Genomic DNA, 17262 nt, shown 5'->3' with positions numbered 1-17262 from the left:
GAGCTCCGCTCCGCTTCGTCTCCGGACCCGTTGGTCGAGCTCCGCTCCGCTTCGTCTCCGGACCCGTTGGTCGAGCTCCGCTCCGCTTCGTCTCCGGGTCCCGTCACCTCACGGTTCCCGTGATCAGGCTCTGCCATTGGCTGTTGTCTTCCTGCGGTTGCGCCCCGGTACCCGTTGTACCGGTTCCACCACTCGTACCAGAATCCCCCTGGGCCGTCGCAGACCCGGTTCCGGCATTGTAGGTTTTTCCGTCGGGACCGATGTAGTCACCGCTGACCGGATCGTAGGTCGTCGCGTACACGGCCGGGCTACCGTCGTCGGCGCCCGGCCCGGCACTGGTCAGGAACCCTTGCGGCACATCGATTCCCGGCAAACCGCGCGGCAGGGGCACGTTCTCACCGATGGGAACGTAGCCGGTCCGGCACTCCGCCGGCGTCGACGCCCGACGGCCGGGGATCTCCACACACGGGAAGTTACGGGTACCGCGCACACCGAGATTGGAATCCTGCGGCACCCGGCACAACATTCCGGGTGGCAGTTCACGGGGGGTCTGAGCCGAAGCATTGCGGTCCGGGGTCATCGGCAGGTAGCCCACCGTGCAGGTACCCGGATCCTGGAAACCCAGCGCGAAGTCGACGTTGGCGCCGTTACGGGCGTCTTCGGTGTTCAGTGCGGTGATGAGCGAGGCGATCAACCGAGGGTAGATCACCACGATCTGCCGTAGGTTCGGGTGGTAGATCGCAAGGGTGCGAGCAGTGGTGTTCAGGTTCGAGAACATCAGAGGCAGCGTCTGATTCATCGACGCGAACAGTTCCTGGGTCTGCTTCGCGACCCCAGGGCCCTTCTGCAGGATGTCCCTCAGTTGAGGATCGTTGGCCCGCAGCTGATCTGTCACGTTGGCAAGATTCGCAGTCCAGGCGCGGATGTCGTCCACCGTTGCCGTCTGCGTCTCCAACAACGGCGCCGCCTGCTCGATGAGCTTGACGATGGCATCCGAGTTCTTGTTCGCGTCACCCACGAGCAGGGCCATCGAGTCCAGCAGTCGCTGCAGGTCCTCACCCGTGCCGTTGAATGCGTTGAAGGCCTCGTCCATCACCCGGCGCAGCTGTGTGTCCTGCACACGTTCGAGCAGCCCGTTGGCCTGGTCGAGCAGCGTGCCGACCTCGACAGGGACCGTACCGCCCTCGATCACGGCACCGTCCTGCAGATTGCCGGTCGACTCGACGCCTGGTTTTGGCATGAACTCGAGGTACTGCTCGCCAACCGCCGAGACACTGTGCACCGATGCGGTGGAGTTGTCGGGGATCTTGGTGTCCGAGTTGATCGAGAGTTTTGCTGTCACACCCTCTTCGGTCAAGGTCACCGACTGCACCTTGCCCACGTCGACCCCGCGGTAGCTGACGTTGCCGTTCTGGTAGAGACCGCCGGTACTGGGCAACTCCACCTCGACGTTGTATTCGCCGACGCCGACCATGCTGGGCACCCGGATGTAGAACACGGCAACGGCGATGATGGCCAAAGTCGTCACGATCGAGAAGATGACCAGCTGCATGCGGACAAACGGTGTGATCCTCATGGGCCCTCCTCCCCGGTTGGTGACTGATCGGCGGCAGGTGTTTCCGGTTGGGGCGCAATCGGAAGTGTCGGACTCGTCTCAGGCGGGGCATCGGCAAGAGGCCCGGTGAAGGGGTCGTCACCTCTGCCCGCGGCGCCGGCCGGCTTACCGAACATCCCTTCGGGACCGTAGAACTGGCTCGCGATGCCAACACTCGCGAGGGCACCACGCTGCAACCTGCCGAATGTGAGGTCGAGGTTGATCACGGCGTTGAGATAGTCGCCGCGGACCACCTGCGGAATCGCCGACTCGGCAAACGGGAAGGTGAGCAGGATCCCCAGCGATTGAGTCAACGAGGGACCGGTGGACTGCAGTTGATCGAGCACCGGGACGAGGTTGCTGACAACCACCTGGATGTCCTCGGAGTTCGCCTTCAAGATGTCGTCCGTGGTGCGGCTCATCCGGCTCAGGGCCCCCAGCGCATCGGTGAAGTTCACCCGTTGATCGACGAGCAGCTTCAGGATCCGTGGACCGTCGGCCAGAGCCCGTTCGACAACCGGGGTCTGCTCGTTGATCTGGCCGGTGAGTCGATCCAGGCCTTCCATCGCCCGAATGATGTTCTCGCGCTGCACGTTCAGTTCGCCGACCAGCGTGTTCAGACGTGGCACCAGATCGCGCAGCACGTCCTGCCGTCCCGCCATGGCGGTGTTGAGCTCGTGGACGATGTCACCGACCTGCGCGAGTCCGCCGCCGTTGAGGACCACCGACAGCGAGCTGAGAACCTGCTCGGTGGTCGGATACGTACACGCGGACACCTGCTGCGCCGAGTTGATGTCGGGGATGGGCTCGGCGTTGGTCGGCTGGGCGATGTTGGACTGCTCAGGGCAGTCCGCCGCCGGGATCTGGCCGCCGGGAGCGATGGTCCCCTTGTCGGCGTCCTCGGGCTGCACGATCTGAAGGTTCAACGAGCCGAGCACGCTGGTGAGACCGACCATGACGTACGAACCGACCGGGACCTGCGTGCCCTTGTTCAGCCGCAGCGTCAACTCTGCCTGCCAGTTCTTCACCTCGATCTTGCCGACACTGCCGACCGTCGCGTCGTTGATGAGCACCGGTGCGTTCTGAACCAGGTTCGCCGCGTTCGGGATCAGCGCTTTCAGCTCATACGAGCCCGCGCCGGTCCCCTCGGCACCGGGCACCGGCAACGAGTTCAGCCCGTCGAACGAACACCCCGACGCCACCAGCGCTGTGCTGATCGCCACTGCCGCGAAAACGCTGCGCAGAGCCGACTTTCGTGATGAACCGGTACGCATCAGCCCTCACCCCCGAACGGGACGAGGAGTTGCGCGAGGCCGGGGTTGTTGTACTTCTTGCGGGTCTCGGCATCCTGATCGCGGATACTCTGCTGCGCCCTGGCTTTGACACTGGCGTTCTGGTACTGGATCTGGTCGGGTCGGGCGTCGATGCCGGTGACCGGATTGATCAGTGCGGGAGGGTAGTTGATGGAGATAGACGCGAGAACCGGGGCCAGTACGTCGACGCACTTCTCGACATCGCCTTCCTGGCCGGGGCGGTCGTTGGCCTGGATCGAACCGCACAGCAGGTTGATCAGGTTGCCGCCCATGCCGAGTCCGAAGATGCCGGAGAGGGACCCCTGCAACGGGTTGTAGATGTTGTAGAAGTTCGACAGCTGGGTCGGACCCGAGTGCAGCAGCCCTCTGATCTCTTCGTCCTTCTGCGCGAGCACGTTGGTGGCGTCACCGAGCCGGGCAACCGAATCACTGAGGGTGGCGCCGTTGGTGTCGATGAAACTCTTGACGTCACTGAGCGCCGTGTCGAGGTTGGTCAGCGCACCGTTCAGACTCTCGGTGTTGTCGGCCAGCACCTGACTGACCGATGCGATACGCCCGTTGAACTGCACCAGTTGTTCGTGACTCTGCGACAGCGCCTCGGTCAGCGCCTGCAGATTGCGAATCGTGTTGAACAGGTCGTCGCGACCGTCTGCCAGCGTGCTGGTCACATCCGAAAGCTGCTGCAGTGACTGGCGAATGGCGGTGCCGTTGCCGTCGAGGTTCGCATCCGCGACATCGACTGCCCTGGCCACGGAGCCCGGATCGGCTCCGTCTGGGCCCACGGCCTCGGTCAGTTTGGTCAATTCGGACTTGATGTCGTCCCACTCGACGGGCACGGCGGTGCGTTCCATCGGGATCGCTCCCCCGTCCTTCAACGCCGGACCACCCTCGTACACCGGGGTCAGCTGGACGAAACGGCCCGACACCAGTGACTGCGCGACCACCAGCGCCTCGGCGTCAGCCGGGATCGTCTGGTCGCGATCGACTTTCAGCTCCACCTTCACGTCGCCGTCGCGGGGGGTGATCTTGCTGACCGACCCGACGGTGACGCCGAGGATCTTCACGGCGTCGCCCTCGTACATCGAGTTCACGCTCGCGAAATAGGCGGTGTAGGTCTTGTACGCCACCTTCTGGAAGCCCACATAGACCACCACCAGCACGATCACCACGGCCACGACGATGGCAATCGCCTGCCAGAACCGCTTGCTCAACCGTCCCATGCCCATCACCCGTTCGGTCCTGGGTAGCGGGGCGGCGGAGCCGGCGCGATCGTCGAGTTCGGGTCATTGGCCGCATCCGGTCGGGTGGAGATGACCGGCGGGATCGGGAACGCGTACTGGAAGGCGCGGTAGGCCTCAGGGTACTTCTGCTGCATGATGTTCAAGAACACCTCGGTGTAGTCGCCGAAGGTCGGGATGCCGACGAGCGATGAGAAATACGGGCCGCTCGCCACCGCTTCGCCGAGTGTGTTGGCGTAGGGGCCGAGTTCGTCGAGGGTCTGTGCCAGCGTCTCCTGGTTGTCCTGCAGGATCGCCAGGACACCGTTCAGCTTCTCGAGTACCGGCTTGAGCTGGGCATTGTTGTCGTTGATGAATCCGCTGATCTGGGCGGTCACGTTCTCGGTGCCGGAGATCAGTTGTCCGAGCGCATACCGTCGGGCCTGCAGCTCGCCGAGCAACGCGTTGGCATCGGTCAGCAGCGTGTTGATCTGACCACTGCGTTTGGCGATGACGTCGGTGACAGACGATGCGCGACTGAGCAATTGGTCCAGCGACTCGTCGCGGTCGGCGATCGCCTTGGACAGGCGCGCCACACCATCGACAGCGGAACGGACCGATTCCGGGGTGTCGGAGAACGTGTCGGTCAACGTGTTCAGCGCGTCGTTGAGTTGATCGGTATCGGTCTCGGCGATCGTGTCGGTTGCACCCTCGAGCGCATCGGTCAGCGAGTAAGGCGCCACCGTGTTGCGACTGCTGATCTCGTCGCCCGGCTTGAGCTGCCCGGTGCCGTGCGGGATCAACGTGAGATTGCGCCTGCCCAAGACGGTTTCGGTCTTGATGGCAGCCTGGCTGTTGGCGCCAACCCGGACCGTGTCCCTCATGTTGAAGGTGACCTTGGCCTTCTTGCCGTCATCGGTGTCCGCCAGCGTGATGCCCTGGACAGCGCCCACGTCGACACCGGAGACCACCACGATGTCGCCGCTGGCAAGGCCGCCTGCGTCGTCGAAGTACGCCGTGTACACGCTGCCGTTTGCCAGGAACGGCAACTTGTCCATCTGCAGCGCGACGATCACGACGAGGGCGGCGATCAGTACGCCGATGAACCCGACACGAGCGCGGTCCGGTTCGCCACGCTTCTTGCGGCGGGCCTCATCCGCTTCGTCAGCGGTGGTCCGCTGACCTTTGAACAGTGCTGCCATCATCGGGGATCACACCTCCCACCCGGGTTCTGTTTCACACCGGTGGTGTCGATGTTGTTCCACACGATCTCCTGGCCGCCGGGAGCGGTGAAGATCAAGTTGACCTGGCACAGCCAGATCTGCAGCCACGCACCGTAACTGCCCAGATTCGACAGTGCCTTGAAGTCCCCCGGCAGTCGGCTGATCAGCCCACGGACGTAGGGCTCGCCCTTGAGTACCTCGTCCGAGACCTCGCCGGTGGCCGTGATCATGGATTTGAGGTCGGAGCGATTGGTGGCCAGCACGTCGTTGAGGTCGTTGGTGACCTCGGAGGCGTTTGTCACCGCCTCACCGATCACGTTGCGTTGTGAATCCAGTCCGGAGATCAGTAATTGGAGTTGGTCGAGCGAACTGTCGAAGCCGGCGTTGTCGGCGTCGATCGTGCCCAGCGTCGTGTTCAAGTTGTCGATCACCTCCCCGATCAATTGATCCCGATCGGCCAGCGAGTCGGTGAATGTTGCCGTGTTGCGCAGCAACTCGCTCAACGCCGGTCCCTGGCCCTGGAACACCTGGATGAGTGACGCGGAGAGTTCGTTCACCTCTTCGGGATTCAGGGTGCGGAAGAGAGGCTTGAACCCCCCGAGCAGTTTGTCGAGGTCGAGCGCCGGCTCGGTCTGACCGATCGGGATGGATCCGCCGTCGCCGATCAGAGCCGAGGGGTCCCCCGTACCTTCCTGGATCTCCAGGAAGCGGTCACCGGTGAGGTTCTCGTAACGGATCAGCGCCCTGGCTGACTCCGGCAGGCGGTACTTCTCGTTCACATCGAACTCGACGACAGCTTCGTTGTCCGGGTTCAGACCGACAGAACCCACCTTGCCCACCTCGACACCCGCAATGCGGACCTTGCTGCCTGATTTGAGCTGCGAGGCACTGGTGAAGGTGGCCTTGTAGCCGAAACTGGATCCACCCCGGTACTGGCTGAACACCACGACGAGCACAACGAAGATCAGCACCATCACAACGGCGAAGCTGCCCAGCTTGATGACGGTGGCGCGAAACGCGCGCTCTCTCGAGACCGCCACCTCACACCTTCCTGTTCTGCTGGGTCATCGACGAAACCTCATATGTCTCAACCACGGGGCACCGGTCCGAACATGACCTGAAAGAGCTTGGTGGGATCAGCTTTTGCGGTCGTACGTGGCTGATACGGGGATGCCGCGTTGTCGCCGACGTAGAAGTCGGTGTGCGCCGCCGAATCCGGGTCGCTCAGACCGTCCTGGCAAGTCGGCGGGCCGTCCACGTTCACGCGGGGCAGGTCTTCGGGGTACCGGTACGGTTCTTTGCCCGGCAACAGTCCGGCGTTCAAGGCCACGTAGCCGGTTTCGATACCGAACACCGGGAGGGCCTTTTGTCCTGCTGCCGCGGTGGAGGTGATGAAGCAGGCCAGGCCGGGTGCCTGGTAGCCGAGCAGAGCGGCAGTGGGATTCAGGTTGGACAGGGTGGAGATGATCGTCGCCTTCGACGGTGCGATCACCCCGTTGATCGTGTCTGCCATTCCGGTGACGTTCATCAGGAGCGCGTCGAGGTCGGACGACTTGTCCAGCAACGTGTTTCCGGTGAACGTGAAGTTCTCGACAACCTTGAGCAGATCAGGCATCACATCGGCATAGACGTTGGTGAACTCGGCGCCGGCCTCGATGTCGCGGCTGAGGGCATCGAGGTGCGGGTTGGTCTTGCGGAGCAGATCGGAGAGGTCGGCGAACCCTTGGCCGATTTCTTCACCCCGGCCGGACAGCGCAGTGTCGATGGCCCCGATGGTGGCGTTCAGTTTCTCCGGCTGCACCTCGGCGAGCACGTCGACCAGTCGCTGGTAGATGGTGTTCAGTTCCACCACGACGTGGTCGGTCTCGATCGTGGAGCCACCGGAAAGCCGCGCCTTGGACGGGTCCTCGGGGATCTCGAGGTTGACCGACTTCGCACCGAAGACCGTGTTGGACTTGATGTCCGCGTGAACGTTCGCCGGAATGTACTTCAGCTGGTCGGGGTTCATGTTCAGCTTCAGCGTCACGCCGTCGGCTGATTCACTGATGTCACCCACCCGGCCGACCACCACGCCGCGAAGCCGCACCTTGGCGTCGGGGTTCATGACCAGGCCGGCGCGATCAGAGGTCAACGTCACCGGAACCGTCGAGGAAAAGCTGCCCAGGAACTGGAGACCGGCCAGCGCGCAGACGGCGATCAGCGCCACCACCATGGAGGTGGCCGCGAGCTTCTTGGCCCATTGGGGTCGTTCGATTCTCTGTGACATGGCTACCCCGAAAGGTTGAACTTTCCGTCGATGCCGTAGATCGCCAGTGACGTCAGCAACGTGATGACCACGACGACCACGAGTGAGGCGCGAACCGCGTTACCGACCGCGATGCCGACCCCGACCGGTCCGCCGGAGGCGTTGAAGCCGTAGTAGGTGTGAATCATCATGACAGCCACGGCCATACAGATCGCCTGCACAAACGACCAGAGGATGTCGGTGGATATGAGGAATGTCGAGAAGTAATGGTCATAGACGCCCGAGGACTGCCCGTACAAGAAGACCGTTGCGAATCGGCTTGCCAGGAACGAGGCCACCGATGCCAGTGAGTACAGCGGGACGATCGCGATCAGTCCGGCGACGATGCGCGTGCTGACCAGGTACGGGATGGATGCGATGGACATCGCTTCGAGGGCGTCGATCTCTTCGCTGACCCGCATGGCGCCGAGCTGGGCCGTGGCACCGGCCCCGATCGTGGCGGCCAGACCGATGCCGGCGATGACCGGGACGGCGATACGGACGTTGATGAACGCCGAGAAGAATCCGGTGAGGGCTTCGACACCGATGTTCGACAGCGAGCTGTAGCCCTGCACCGCGATGGTTCCGCCGGTGAACAGGGTGAGGAACCCGACGACGACAACGGTGCCGCCGATCATCGCGAGAGCGCCTGAACCCATGCTGATCTCGGCGATCAGCCGGAGCGTCTCCTTCTTGTAGCCGCGGACGGCACGGGGGATGCTGATCAGGCTGTCCCAGTAGAAGAACGCCTGGTCGCCGATCCGGTCCCAACCACCGCTGGCTCGTTTGAACGCCACGCGTGTTGAGCGTAGTCGGACGGTTTCCGGAAGAATCATCGCTGCTACCCTGCCGTCGCTTTGAGGCCCACGGCGGTGACGACCACGTTCACCACGAACAACGCCATGAATGAATAGACCACGGTTTCGTTGACCGCGTCGCCGACGCCCTTGGCGCCACCGGCAACGTGCAGACCGCGGTAACAGCCGACGAGTCCGGCCGCGAGTCCGAAGAGCGCCGCCTTCACCATCGAGATCATCAGTTCCGGAAAACCGGTGAGCAGAGTGAGGTTCGCGATGAACGCACCCGGGTTCACGTCCTGGAGGTACACCGAGAAGACGAATCCACCGCCGATGCCGATGGTGCACACCAGGCTGTTGAGCAGGATGGCCACCATCGTGGAGGCGATCACGCGGGGAACGACGAGGCGGTGGATCGGGTCGATGCCCAGAACCTGGAGCGCGTCGATCTCTTCGCGGATCGTGCGGGCTCCGAGGTCGGCGCAGATGGCCGTGGCGCCGGCGCCTGCCACGATCAGCACGGTGACGATCGGGCCGATCTGGGTGATGGTGCCCAGTGCCGCGCCCGCGCCAGAGAGGTCCTGTGCGCCGAGCTCGCGAAGCAAGATGTTGAGGGTGAAACTCACCAGAACGGTGAACGGGATCGCCACGAGGACAGTGGGGACCATCGACACCCGGGCGATCGCCCACGACTGTTCGATTGTCTCGCGCCACTGGAACGGCGGGCGGAAGAGTTCACGTGCCGCGCTGACGCTCATCGCAACGAAATCGCCCACGCTCTCGAACGGGACAGCCAGTCTACGGTTCACCAACTCTCCTTTAACTGCGGCAAAGACCCGGATCGAACGAGGCTGCTCGATCATAACGTGTTCTAGTTCTGATGTGGAGGAATCGTCAGACTGTCAATTAGGAAGTTTTCCCCTTCGAAGCCATCCCCGACGCCTTCGTTTTATAACACGTTCCACCGGTTCGATCCGTGAGGGATTACTGCAGTTCCGGGTGGTTCGTCGCGAACTTATCACATGTCCAGTTGCTCGAATCGGCTTATTCGAAGCGTTCACAGGGAGTGTCGAAACCCCCGGTCAAGAAGGTTTGCGGCGCTAACCGAACAGCGCTTTGCCGGCCGAGAACGTGGCGTCCGGATCGCGTCCGACGAAGTACTCGGACATCGTCTTGGAGAGATCCGATCGGTCCCAGGCGTCGCCGCCCGCTTCGAACGTCTGCTCCACCGTGGGCGCCGCCATCAGGGTGACCTTCGGACCGTAGACGACGAACACCTGACCGTTGACCCCGTCGGAGTCCGGACCGGCAAGGTACTGCACGAGGGTGACCACATGGTCGGTGGACAGAGGATCGACGGTGCCGTCGGGCGCCTCACCGAAAGTGCCCTCGGTCATGGCCGTGCGAGCACGGGGGCAGATGGCGTTGGAACGCACGCCATAGGCGGACAGTCCACGCGCGGCCGTCAAGGTCAACGAGGTGATACCGGCTTTTGCCGCACCGTAATTGGCCTGTCCGACAGGACCGGTCAGTCCGGCTTCGCTCGAGGTGTTGATCAGCCGGCCGAACACCGGCTCGCCGGCCTTCTTGGACTCACCGCGCCAGTACGCGCCTGCGTTGCGGCTCATCAGGAAGTGACCACGCAGGTGCACGCGGATCACCAGGTCCCAGTCGTCGTCGGTCATGTTGAACAACATCTTGTCGCGAACGAGACCGGCGTTGTTCATCACGACGTGCAGGCCACCGTGTTCCTCGGTGGCGACCCGCATGATCTCGGTGGTCGTCGCAGAATCCGAGATGTCGCCGGCGACAGGCACTCCCACCCCGCCGGCGGCCTTGATCTCGTCGAGCACGTCGCTCTTGTCCAGGGCGCCGGCGAGGTCGTTCACGATCACCGTGGCGCCGAGTGCACCGAGGCCGATCGCCTCGGCGCGACCCAGGCCCGCACCAGCTCCGGTCACAACGGCTACGCGACCATCCAGATCACTCACGAACGTCCTCCATCTCGGCGTTGCTGCGCGGGACCGCACTCACAGGCCACGGTTCCCGGCTACGTCTGCTCGCAAATGTAGAACGTGTTCTCACTCTGTGCCAAATGTTTGAAGATATTCACAGGTTGCGAGCGATCCGACACCCGCCCGCAACCACCGGTCATTCCTCGATCGACAGAGCCGACTTGGGGCAACTGCCGACCACCTGGCGCATCTCCTCGCGCCGCTCTTCGGGAACGTCCTCCTGAAGAATCACCAGGTAATCGTCGTCGTCGAGATCGAAAACGTCCGGCGCCATCCCCACGCACACACCGTTGGACTCGCAGAGATCGAAATCGGCTTTGATCTTCATGAGATGAGTTTCCTTCCATCGCCTGGCCACGGTGGCCACTTGTTGACGGGCAGCCAACTTACAGGTTAGAACGTGTTATAGAAGAGTGCGACCGGATTGGTCCGGTCGGCTCCCACGCGCACCCGAAACCTTGGAGCACCGATGCGTATTGCCTACACCGACCAGCAACAGGAACTTCGGCGCGAACTCCGGGCGTACTTCTCCAAGTTGATCACGCCGGAGCGGCGAGCGGCACTCTCATCGACATCTGGCGAGTTCGGCGAGGGCAACGTCTATCGCGAGGTCGTCAGTGAGATGGGCCGCGACGGCTGGCTGGCGCTGGGCTGGCCCAAAGAGTACGGCGGCCAGGATCGTTCGATGATGGATCAGCTGATCTTCACCGACGAGGCGGCGATAGCCGGAGCACCGGTGCCGTTCCTGACCATCAACTCCGTGGCGCCGACGATCATGCACTTCGGCACCGAAGAGCAGAAGGCCAAGTACCTGCCGCCGATCGCGTCCGGCGACGTGCACTTCTCCATCGGCTACTCCGAACCTGGCGCAGGCACCGACCTCGCGTCGCTGCGCACCACCGCCGTCCGCGACGGCGATGACTTCGTCATCAACGGCCAGAAGATGTGGACCAGCCTCATCCAGTACGCCGACTACATCTGGCTGGCCTGCCGTACCGACCCGGAGGCGAAGAAGCACAAGGGCATCTCGATGCTCATCGTCCCGACCGACGTCGAGGGCTTCTCCTACACACCTGTGCACACCATGTCCGGTGTGGACACCAGCGCCACCTACTACGAGAACGTCCGGGTACCCGCCGACGCCCTGGTGGGTGAACTCAACGGCGGTTGGCCGCTGGTCACCAACCAACTCAACAACGAACGGGTGTCACTCTGTAGCGCCGCACCGATCCAGACCGCCTTGCGCGAGACGGTCGAATGGGCGCAGAACACCAAAGATGCTCGCGGCCAGCGGGTCATCGACAACGAGTGGGTCCAGATGAATCTCGCCAAGGTGCACGCCAAGGTGGAGTTCCTCAAGCTGATCAACTGGAACATCGCTTCCGAGGCCACCGGGGGCGGATCACCTTCGCCCGCGGACGCCTCGGCCACCAAGGTCTTCGGCACCGAGTTCGCCACCGAGGCCTACCGTTTGCTGATGGAGGTCCTGGGGCCTTCGGCGACACTGCGTCAGGGCAGCGCAGGCACACATCTGCGTGGTCGACTCGAACGTTTCCACCGCTCATCGCTGATCCTGACCTTCGGCGGCGGCACCAACGAGATCCAGCGCGACATCATCGCGATGCTCGCCCTCGGCCAGCCCCCCGCCCGCCGCTGACCGGTCCGGATCGCCACCGAACCGACCCTGGCAGGCACCACTTCCGGCGGCGCCACCGTCTCACCGAGGAATCAGGAAGCACACCATGGATTTTCATCGCAGTGAACAGACCACCGATCTCGCCGGGCTCACCCGCGACATCGCCAAGAAGCTGGTGACAACCGACCGCCTCGTCCAACTGCAGGGTGACACCTCGGCTGGGGCCACCACGGTCGCCTTCGACCGAGAGTTGTGGTCGCAGCTGGCGTCCTCCGGGCTCCTCGGGGTCGAACTCGCCGAAGAGGTCGGTGGCGCGGGGCTCACCATCGTCGACAACGTGGCTGTGGCCGAAGAACTCGGCAGAGTCCTGGCCCCGGTTCCGTTCGGTCCGGTTGCCATCGCCGCGATCCCCGCCGTCGCCGAATTCGGGACCGACGCCCTCAAGCAGCAGTGGCTGTCGGATCTGCTGTCGGGTCAGAAGCTGATCACGGTGGCGCTCGACGAGGATCTCGCCGACGACCCACTCGAGCCGGTCACCACGGCCACCGCCGAGGGCGACGACTGGATTCTTCGAGGCCTCAAGGTGAACGTGCCGTACGCCGAGGTCGCCGATGCCGTGGTGGTCAACGCGCAGGGCCCCGATGGGGTTTCGGTGTTCGTGGTGGATGCCACGACCCCGGGTGTCACCATCACACCCACCCCGTCCACCGGGTTGACGCCCAGCGCCGCAGTGGAACTCGACGGGGTCCGGGTCGACCGCTCCCGCGTGCTCGGATCCGCCGGTACCGCTGCGGTCGCCTTTCTCCGCGACCGGATGACGCTGGCCCTGTGTGCCGAACAAACCGGGGTGCTCGAACGGGCTCTGGAACTCACGGCAGACTACGGTCGCGAGCGGGAACAGTTCGGCCGGGCGATCGGGTCGTTCCAGGCTGTCGCGCAGCGGCTCGCCGACGCCTACATCGACGTCCGTGGACTCAAGCTCACCACCCTGCAAGCCGCCTGGATGGTGTCCGAACACCTCGAAGCGGGCAAAGAGCTTGCCACGGCCAAGTTCTGGGCCGCCGACGCCGGCCACCGGGTGGCACACACAGCTGTCCACGTGCACGGTGGCGTCGGAATCGATGTCGACCATCCGCTGCACCGCTACTTCCTGCACGCCAAGCAGAACGAGTTCGCGCTCGGATCGGCGCCTGTCCAACTGCGGCGCATCGGCGCGGCTCTGGCCGCCGAACCCGCCTGAGACGATGGCAGATGGTCCCGGCACGGTAGGGGAAATGCTGGCGCCGCTCGCGAACGTCGACGATGCGGGGCTGTACTTCGAGAACGAATTCGTCAGTTGGCGTGACCATCTGCGCCTGTCGGCGACAAGGGCGGCCGCGCTCGACGGATTGCTCGAACCGGGTAAGCCACGGCATGTCGCGCTTCTGCTCGAGAACATCCCCGAGTTCAGCTACCTGCTCGCGGCCGCTGTGATGGGCGAGATCGTGATCGTGGGCCTCAATCCCACTCGGCGCGGCGCCGCATTGGCCGGGGACATCGCCACCGCGGACTGTCAGGTTGTCATCGTCGAGGACGCGACCGCGGGTCTGCTGGCGGATGTCGATCTGGACGGAGTTCACGTTCTGGACGTCGACTCCCCGCAATGGTCCCGGCTGCTCGAGCCCCACGTGGATGCACCCGTGACGTTCAGGGACTGCGACCCCGACACAGTGCTCATGCTCATCTTCACCTCGGGGACCAGCGGGGACCCCAAAGCGGTGCGGTGCAGTCACCGCAAGTTCGCCGTCGGCGGTTCCATGTTGTCCGCCAGGTTCGGATTGGGACCGAAAGACGTTGCCTATCTGTCCATGCCGATGTTCCACTCGAACGCGATCATCGCAGGGTGGATGGTCGCGGTGGGGGGCAGATCGTCGGTTGCCCTGCGCCGACGGTTCTCAGCCAGTGCGTTCCTGGATGACATACGCCGCTTCGGCGCGACCTACGCGAACTATGTGGGCAAACCATTGTCGTACGTGCTGGCGACCGAACCGCGTCCGGACGACAAAGACAACCCTCTCCGAATCTTGTACGGCAACGAGGCGTCGCCTGCTGACATCATTGCAGTGACAGAGCGTTTCGAAGTCACGGTGATCGATGGGTTCGGTTCCACCGAGGGCGGGGTCTCGATCACCCGTACCCCTGACACTCCGTCCGAGGCGCTCGGGCCCCTGGTCCCGCCCACCGAGGTTCGGCACCCGGACACAGGCAAGGTATGCGAGACAGCACGATTCGGTGAGCACGGTGAGCTGTTGAACCCCGACGAAGCCGTCGGAGAGATCGTCAACAGCTCAGGTGGCGGACTGTTCACCGGCTACTACCGAAATCCCGACGCCGACGCCGAACGCATGCGCGACGGCATTTATCACACCGGCGACCTCGGTTACGTCGACGACCGGGGATACGTGTACTTCGCAGGGCGACTGGGTGATTGGGTTCGCGTGGACGGCGAGAACATGGGTACCGGCCCGATCGAACGGGTGCTGCTACGCCACGAATCGATCGCCATGGCCGCCGTGTACGGCGTGCGGGCCGACGTCGGTGACGAACTCGCGGCGGCGCTGGTGGCGCCGGGACTCACCGCCGACCAGTTGACCGGTTTTCTGGCCACACAGTCGGACCTCGGCCCCAAGCAGTGGCCCACCCGCGTTCGGTTGGTCGACGACCTTCCCCGCACCGACACCTTCAAGATCCTCAAGCGCACGTTGGCCTCCGACGATGCACCCCCCACCTGGGTGCGCGAAGGCCGTGATCTCAAGTACGTCGTCGCCAACCCCCGATAGTGGTGGGTTCGGGTGAGCATTCGCCCAGGTGGGCCTCACCGGAAGCCACCATCATCGGCTAGCTGCGGGTGACCCGCTCGAGGTACTTGGATCGCTTGTCCTGGTCGTAGGCCATGAACATGGAATCGAAACCGAAGCGTCGACCGTAGATGTTCTTGAGGAACCGCGGTGTCACCATCCACCCCAGGGTGGCCATGCTCTGCCTCGGGATCACCACGCGGTCGCGGTTGGTCTCGATGCTCTGGACGATCTGTCGCGCAACGTCATCGGGCTCGATGGGCGGCATCAGGGCGGTGGTCTGCAACCCGTCGATGAGGCCGGTCTTGGTGAAGTTCGGCATCACCGTGAGCACCCGGACGCCCTGCATGCTCAATTCCCCGTCGAGGGCCTCGGAAAACGCGATGACGCCGGCCTTGGCGGCGCTGTAGATGCTGAGTCCGGGCAGCGGCACCAGTCCGGCAACCGACGCCACGTTGACGATCTGCCCGTCTCCGCGCTCGACCATCCGGCGCGCCGCGAGTCGGCTGCCACGGACCACGGCGAGCAGATCGATCTCGAAGTTGCGCTTGATCAGTGAGTCGGAGAACTCCAGAAACGGACCGGTGGGCATGATGCCGGCGTTGTTGATCAGCACGTCGAACCGGCCGAACTCCTTGTCGACCCGGTCGAGGAATGCGGCAAACGACTCGTCGCTGGTGACGTCGAGCGGGTATCCCTCGCAGCCGAGGTTTGCCGCCGCCTTGCCGACGACCTCCTCGTCGATGTCACCCAGGACGACCTTGGCCCCGCGTTCCTGCAGCAGTTCTGCCGTGGCGAGACCGATTCCCCGGCCACCGCCCGTGATCACGACGACCTTGTCGCGCAACGTGATCGCGCGACCGGTACGACCGCGTTTCACCGACACCATTCGCTGGATGGGACTGCCCATGATCTCCTCAATTCATCTGCTGACGGCCGCGACTCATCACCTGGTCGCGTGCCGCGGCCACCTGGGCCGGGTCAAAACTTGCCATCCACGCCGCCGAGTTGCGTTCCTCGGTGGCCAGCTGGGCGTCGAGTTCGTGTTGCTGCGCTTCGCGATACGACGAGAGAAGCGCCGACACCGCACGCTGGTTGTTGTTGCCGATGTCGGCCGCGAGCGACAACGCAGACGACAACAGGTCTTCGTGTGCGACCACCTCGGTGACCAGACCGACCCGCAGGGCCGTCGGTGCGTCGACGAAGTTGCCGCTCAGGCTCATTCGGCGGGCGAAGCCCCAGCCCACCGCTGCGGGCAGCCGAGCAGTCAGTCCCCAGGCGGGCATCATCCCGACTCGGGCATGCGTGTCGGCGAACCTGGCACGCTCGGAGGCGACGAGGATGTCGCACGCAAGTGCGAGTTCGAGGCCGCCGGTGACGGTGGCGCCGTTGATCGCGCCGATGACAGGTTTGCGTAGCGGTATCCACGGAAATCCCAGTGGCACGCCAGGAACGTTGACCTCGTCCCAGCCGCCCTCGGTACCGAGCATCCGGAGATCGACACCGGCACAGAACGCCGGGTCGGCACCGGTGAGCACCACCGCGTGCACGGAATCGTCGGCGTCTGCGACGGCAAGTGCTTCACGGAGTGCGACGATCAACGTCCCGGTCAGCGCATTGCGCGCGTCAGGCCGGTTGAGTGTGATCATCGCCGTGGCGCCGGACTCGGTCTCGACGCGCTCGGAGAGCACCAGCGGTGAATCCTGTGCAGCCATGGTTGTGCCTCCTGCGCCGACGACTCCCGGAACTCGGTGAGCCGATGGCTGGAACCATATCTGATCACACCCGTCCCCAGAAAAGGGTCGGCGTCCTCACCCCGATCTCAGGTCGCACTTCGGCTCATATGCGCAGGTCAGTGATGGCCACGCGGAGAGACTCGCGAAGGTCAGACTCAGCCCAGCAGCTCGACGGTGCGGGTATCGGGTTCACCACCGAAGTACTTGTGCAGGACGGCCGTGAAGACGTCGTTGGTGCCGCTTGCCTGAGCGAACATGGTCATGGACGAACGCAGTTTCAGGTTGTCCGGGTGGCCGAAGATCTCCTCGGCAGACCGCCCGTCGATGTCGGCTACCAACTGGGTGCATTCGTACAGACGCGGTCCGAGCACCTCGTCCGCGAGATATGCCCGCGCCTCGCGCAGATCGGCGATGGCGTAGTGCTTTGCGGTGGCACTGTGCGCGAGCCCGTCGATCTGCGGGAAGACGAACCACATCCAGTGGGTGCGTTTACGGCCCGACCGCAATTCCTCGACCACCTGGTCGTAGACAGGCTCCTGGGCTTCGATGAAACGGCTCAGATCGGCGTCACGGGTCATGGACTCACCTCTCGTCGGATGTCGAAGGGGCG

General features: G+C 63.9%; 16 protein-coding genes. 3 read left to right on the top strand and 13 right to left on the bottom strand.

Translation table 11 applies throughout. The features are described from left to right. Positions 1–103: 103 nt before the first annotated feature. From WIMU1_RS11495 to WIMU1_RS11450, 10 genes are all read right to left on the bottom strand, one after another. Positions 104–1576: an MCE family protein gene (locus WIMU1_RS11495; RefSeq protein WP_062797221.1), complete on the bottom strand. Its 1473-nt coding sequence runs from the start codon at positions 1574–1576 to the stop codon at positions 104–106. Continuing rightward, positions 1573–2868: an MCE family protein gene (locus tag WIMU1_RS11490; RefSeq protein ID WP_062797220.1), complete on the bottom strand. Its 1296-nt coding sequence runs from the start codon at positions 2866–2868 to the stop codon at positions 1573–1575. The genes WIMU1_RS11495 and WIMU1_RS11490 overlap by 4 nt, the downstream gene beginning before the upstream one ends. Continuing rightward, positions 2868–4133, bottom strand: coding sequence for an MCE family protein (locus tag WIMU1_RS11485; RefSeq protein WP_062797218.1), 1266 nt, complete (start codon positions 4131–4133; stop codon positions 2868–2870). Before WIMU1_RS11485 ends, WIMU1_RS11490 begins: the two co-directional genes overlap by 1 nt. Then, positions 4133–5326: an MCE family protein gene (locus WIMU1_RS11480; protein ID WP_062797632.1), complete on the bottom strand. Its 1194-nt coding sequence runs from the start codon at positions 5324–5326 to the stop codon at positions 4133–4135. Before WIMU1_RS11480 ends, WIMU1_RS11485 begins: the two co-directional genes overlap by 1 nt. Then, the gene (locus WIMU1_RS11475; protein WP_062797216.1) at positions 5326–6387 is read right to left on the bottom strand and encodes an MCE family protein; all 1062 of its coding nucleotides are present in this window, start codon (positions 6385–6387) and stop codon (positions 5326–5328) included. The genes WIMU1_RS11480 and WIMU1_RS11475 overlap by 1 nt, the downstream gene beginning before the upstream one ends. Positions 6388–6434: 47 nt before the next feature. Then, entirely contained in the window at positions 6435–7613 is a 1179-nt protein-coding gene (locus WIMU1_RS11470; protein WP_062797214.1) for an MCE family protein, read from the bottom strand. A gap of 2 nt (positions 7614–7615) precedes the next feature. After that, the gene (locus WIMU1_RS11465) at positions 7616–8467 is read right to left on the bottom strand and encodes an MlaE family ABC transporter permease (RefSeq protein WP_062797212.1); all 852 of its coding nucleotides are present in this window, start codon (positions 8465–8467) and stop codon (positions 7616–7618) included. Positions 8468–8472: 5 nt separating this feature from the next. Continuing rightward, the gene (locus WIMU1_RS11460; protein WP_031333039.1) at positions 8473–9237 is read right to left on the bottom strand and encodes an MlaE family ABC transporter permease; all 765 of its coding nucleotides are present in this window, start codon (positions 9235–9237) and stop codon (positions 8473–8475) included. A gap of 291 nt (positions 9238–9528) precedes the next feature. Beyond that, complete coding sequence (locus WIMU1_RS11455; protein WP_062797210.1) at positions 9529–10419, bottom strand: 3-oxoacyl-ACP reductase; 891 nt, start codon at positions 10417–10419, stop codon at positions 9529–9531. 160 nt (positions 10420–10579) lie between these two features. Continuing rightward, a complete protein-coding gene (locus WIMU1_RS11450) occupies positions 10580–10771 on the bottom strand; it encodes a ferredoxin (RefSeq protein WP_030172694.1) in 192 nt (63 codons plus the stop codon). Positions 10772–10912: 141 nt separating this feature from the next. On the opposite strand from WIMU1_RS11450, the gene WIMU1_RS11445 reads away from it, so the two are divergent. The 3 genes from WIMU1_RS11445 to WIMU1_RS11435 all read left to right on the top strand — a co-directional run bounded on the left by WIMU1_RS11445 (position 10913) and on the right by WIMU1_RS11435 (position 14898). Beyond that, positions 10913–12100 (top strand): acyl-CoA dehydrogenase family protein, encoded by a 1188-nt coding sequence (locus WIMU1_RS11445; protein WP_023961216.1) that lies wholly within the window; start codon positions 10913–10915, stop codon positions 12098–12100. A gap of 85 nt (positions 12101–12185) precedes the next feature. Then, entirely contained in the window at positions 12186–13319 is a 1134-nt protein-coding gene (locus tag WIMU1_RS11440; protein ID WP_062797208.1) for an acyl-CoA dehydrogenase family protein, read from the top strand. 4 nt (positions 13320–13323) lie between these two features. Then, on the top strand, positions 13324–14898 hold the full coding sequence (locus WIMU1_RS11435; RefSeq protein ID WP_062797206.1) for a long-chain-fatty-acid--CoA ligase: 1575 nt from the start codon (positions 13324–13326) through the stop codon (positions 14896–14898). Positions 14899–14956: 58 nt separating this feature from the next. Here WIMU1_RS11435 and WIMU1_RS11430 read toward each other — a convergent pair whose 3' ends face one another. The 3 genes from WIMU1_RS11430 to WIMU1_RS11420 form a co-directional block, all read right to left on the bottom strand. Continuing rightward, positions 14957–15826 carry an SDR family oxidoreductase gene (locus tag WIMU1_RS11430; RefSeq protein ID WP_243404593.1) on the bottom strand — a complete coding sequence of 290 codons (870 nt, stop codon included), beginning with the start codon at positions 15824–15826 and terminating at the stop codon, positions 14957–14959. Between the two features lie 7 nt (positions 15827–15833). Continuing rightward, positions 15834–16631 carry an enoyl-CoA hydratase gene (locus tag WIMU1_RS11425; protein WP_084248169.1) on the bottom strand — a complete coding sequence of 266 codons (798 nt, stop codon included), beginning with the start codon at positions 16629–16631 and terminating at the stop codon, positions 15834–15836. A gap of 176 nt (positions 16632–16807) precedes the next feature. Next, entirely contained in the window at positions 16808–17230 is a 423-nt protein-coding gene (locus WIMU1_RS11420) for a DUF1810 domain-containing protein (RefSeq protein WP_062797200.1), read from the bottom strand. Positions 17231–17262: the final 32 nt, after the last annotated feature.

The organism is Williamsia muralis NBRC 105860, from assembly GCF_001598915.1.
GTDB classification, from domain to species: Bacteria; Actinomycetota; Actinomycetes; order Mycobacteriales; family Mycobacteriaceae; genus Williamsia; species Williamsia muralis.
This window is presented reverse-complemented; position numbering and strand designations above follow the sequence as displayed.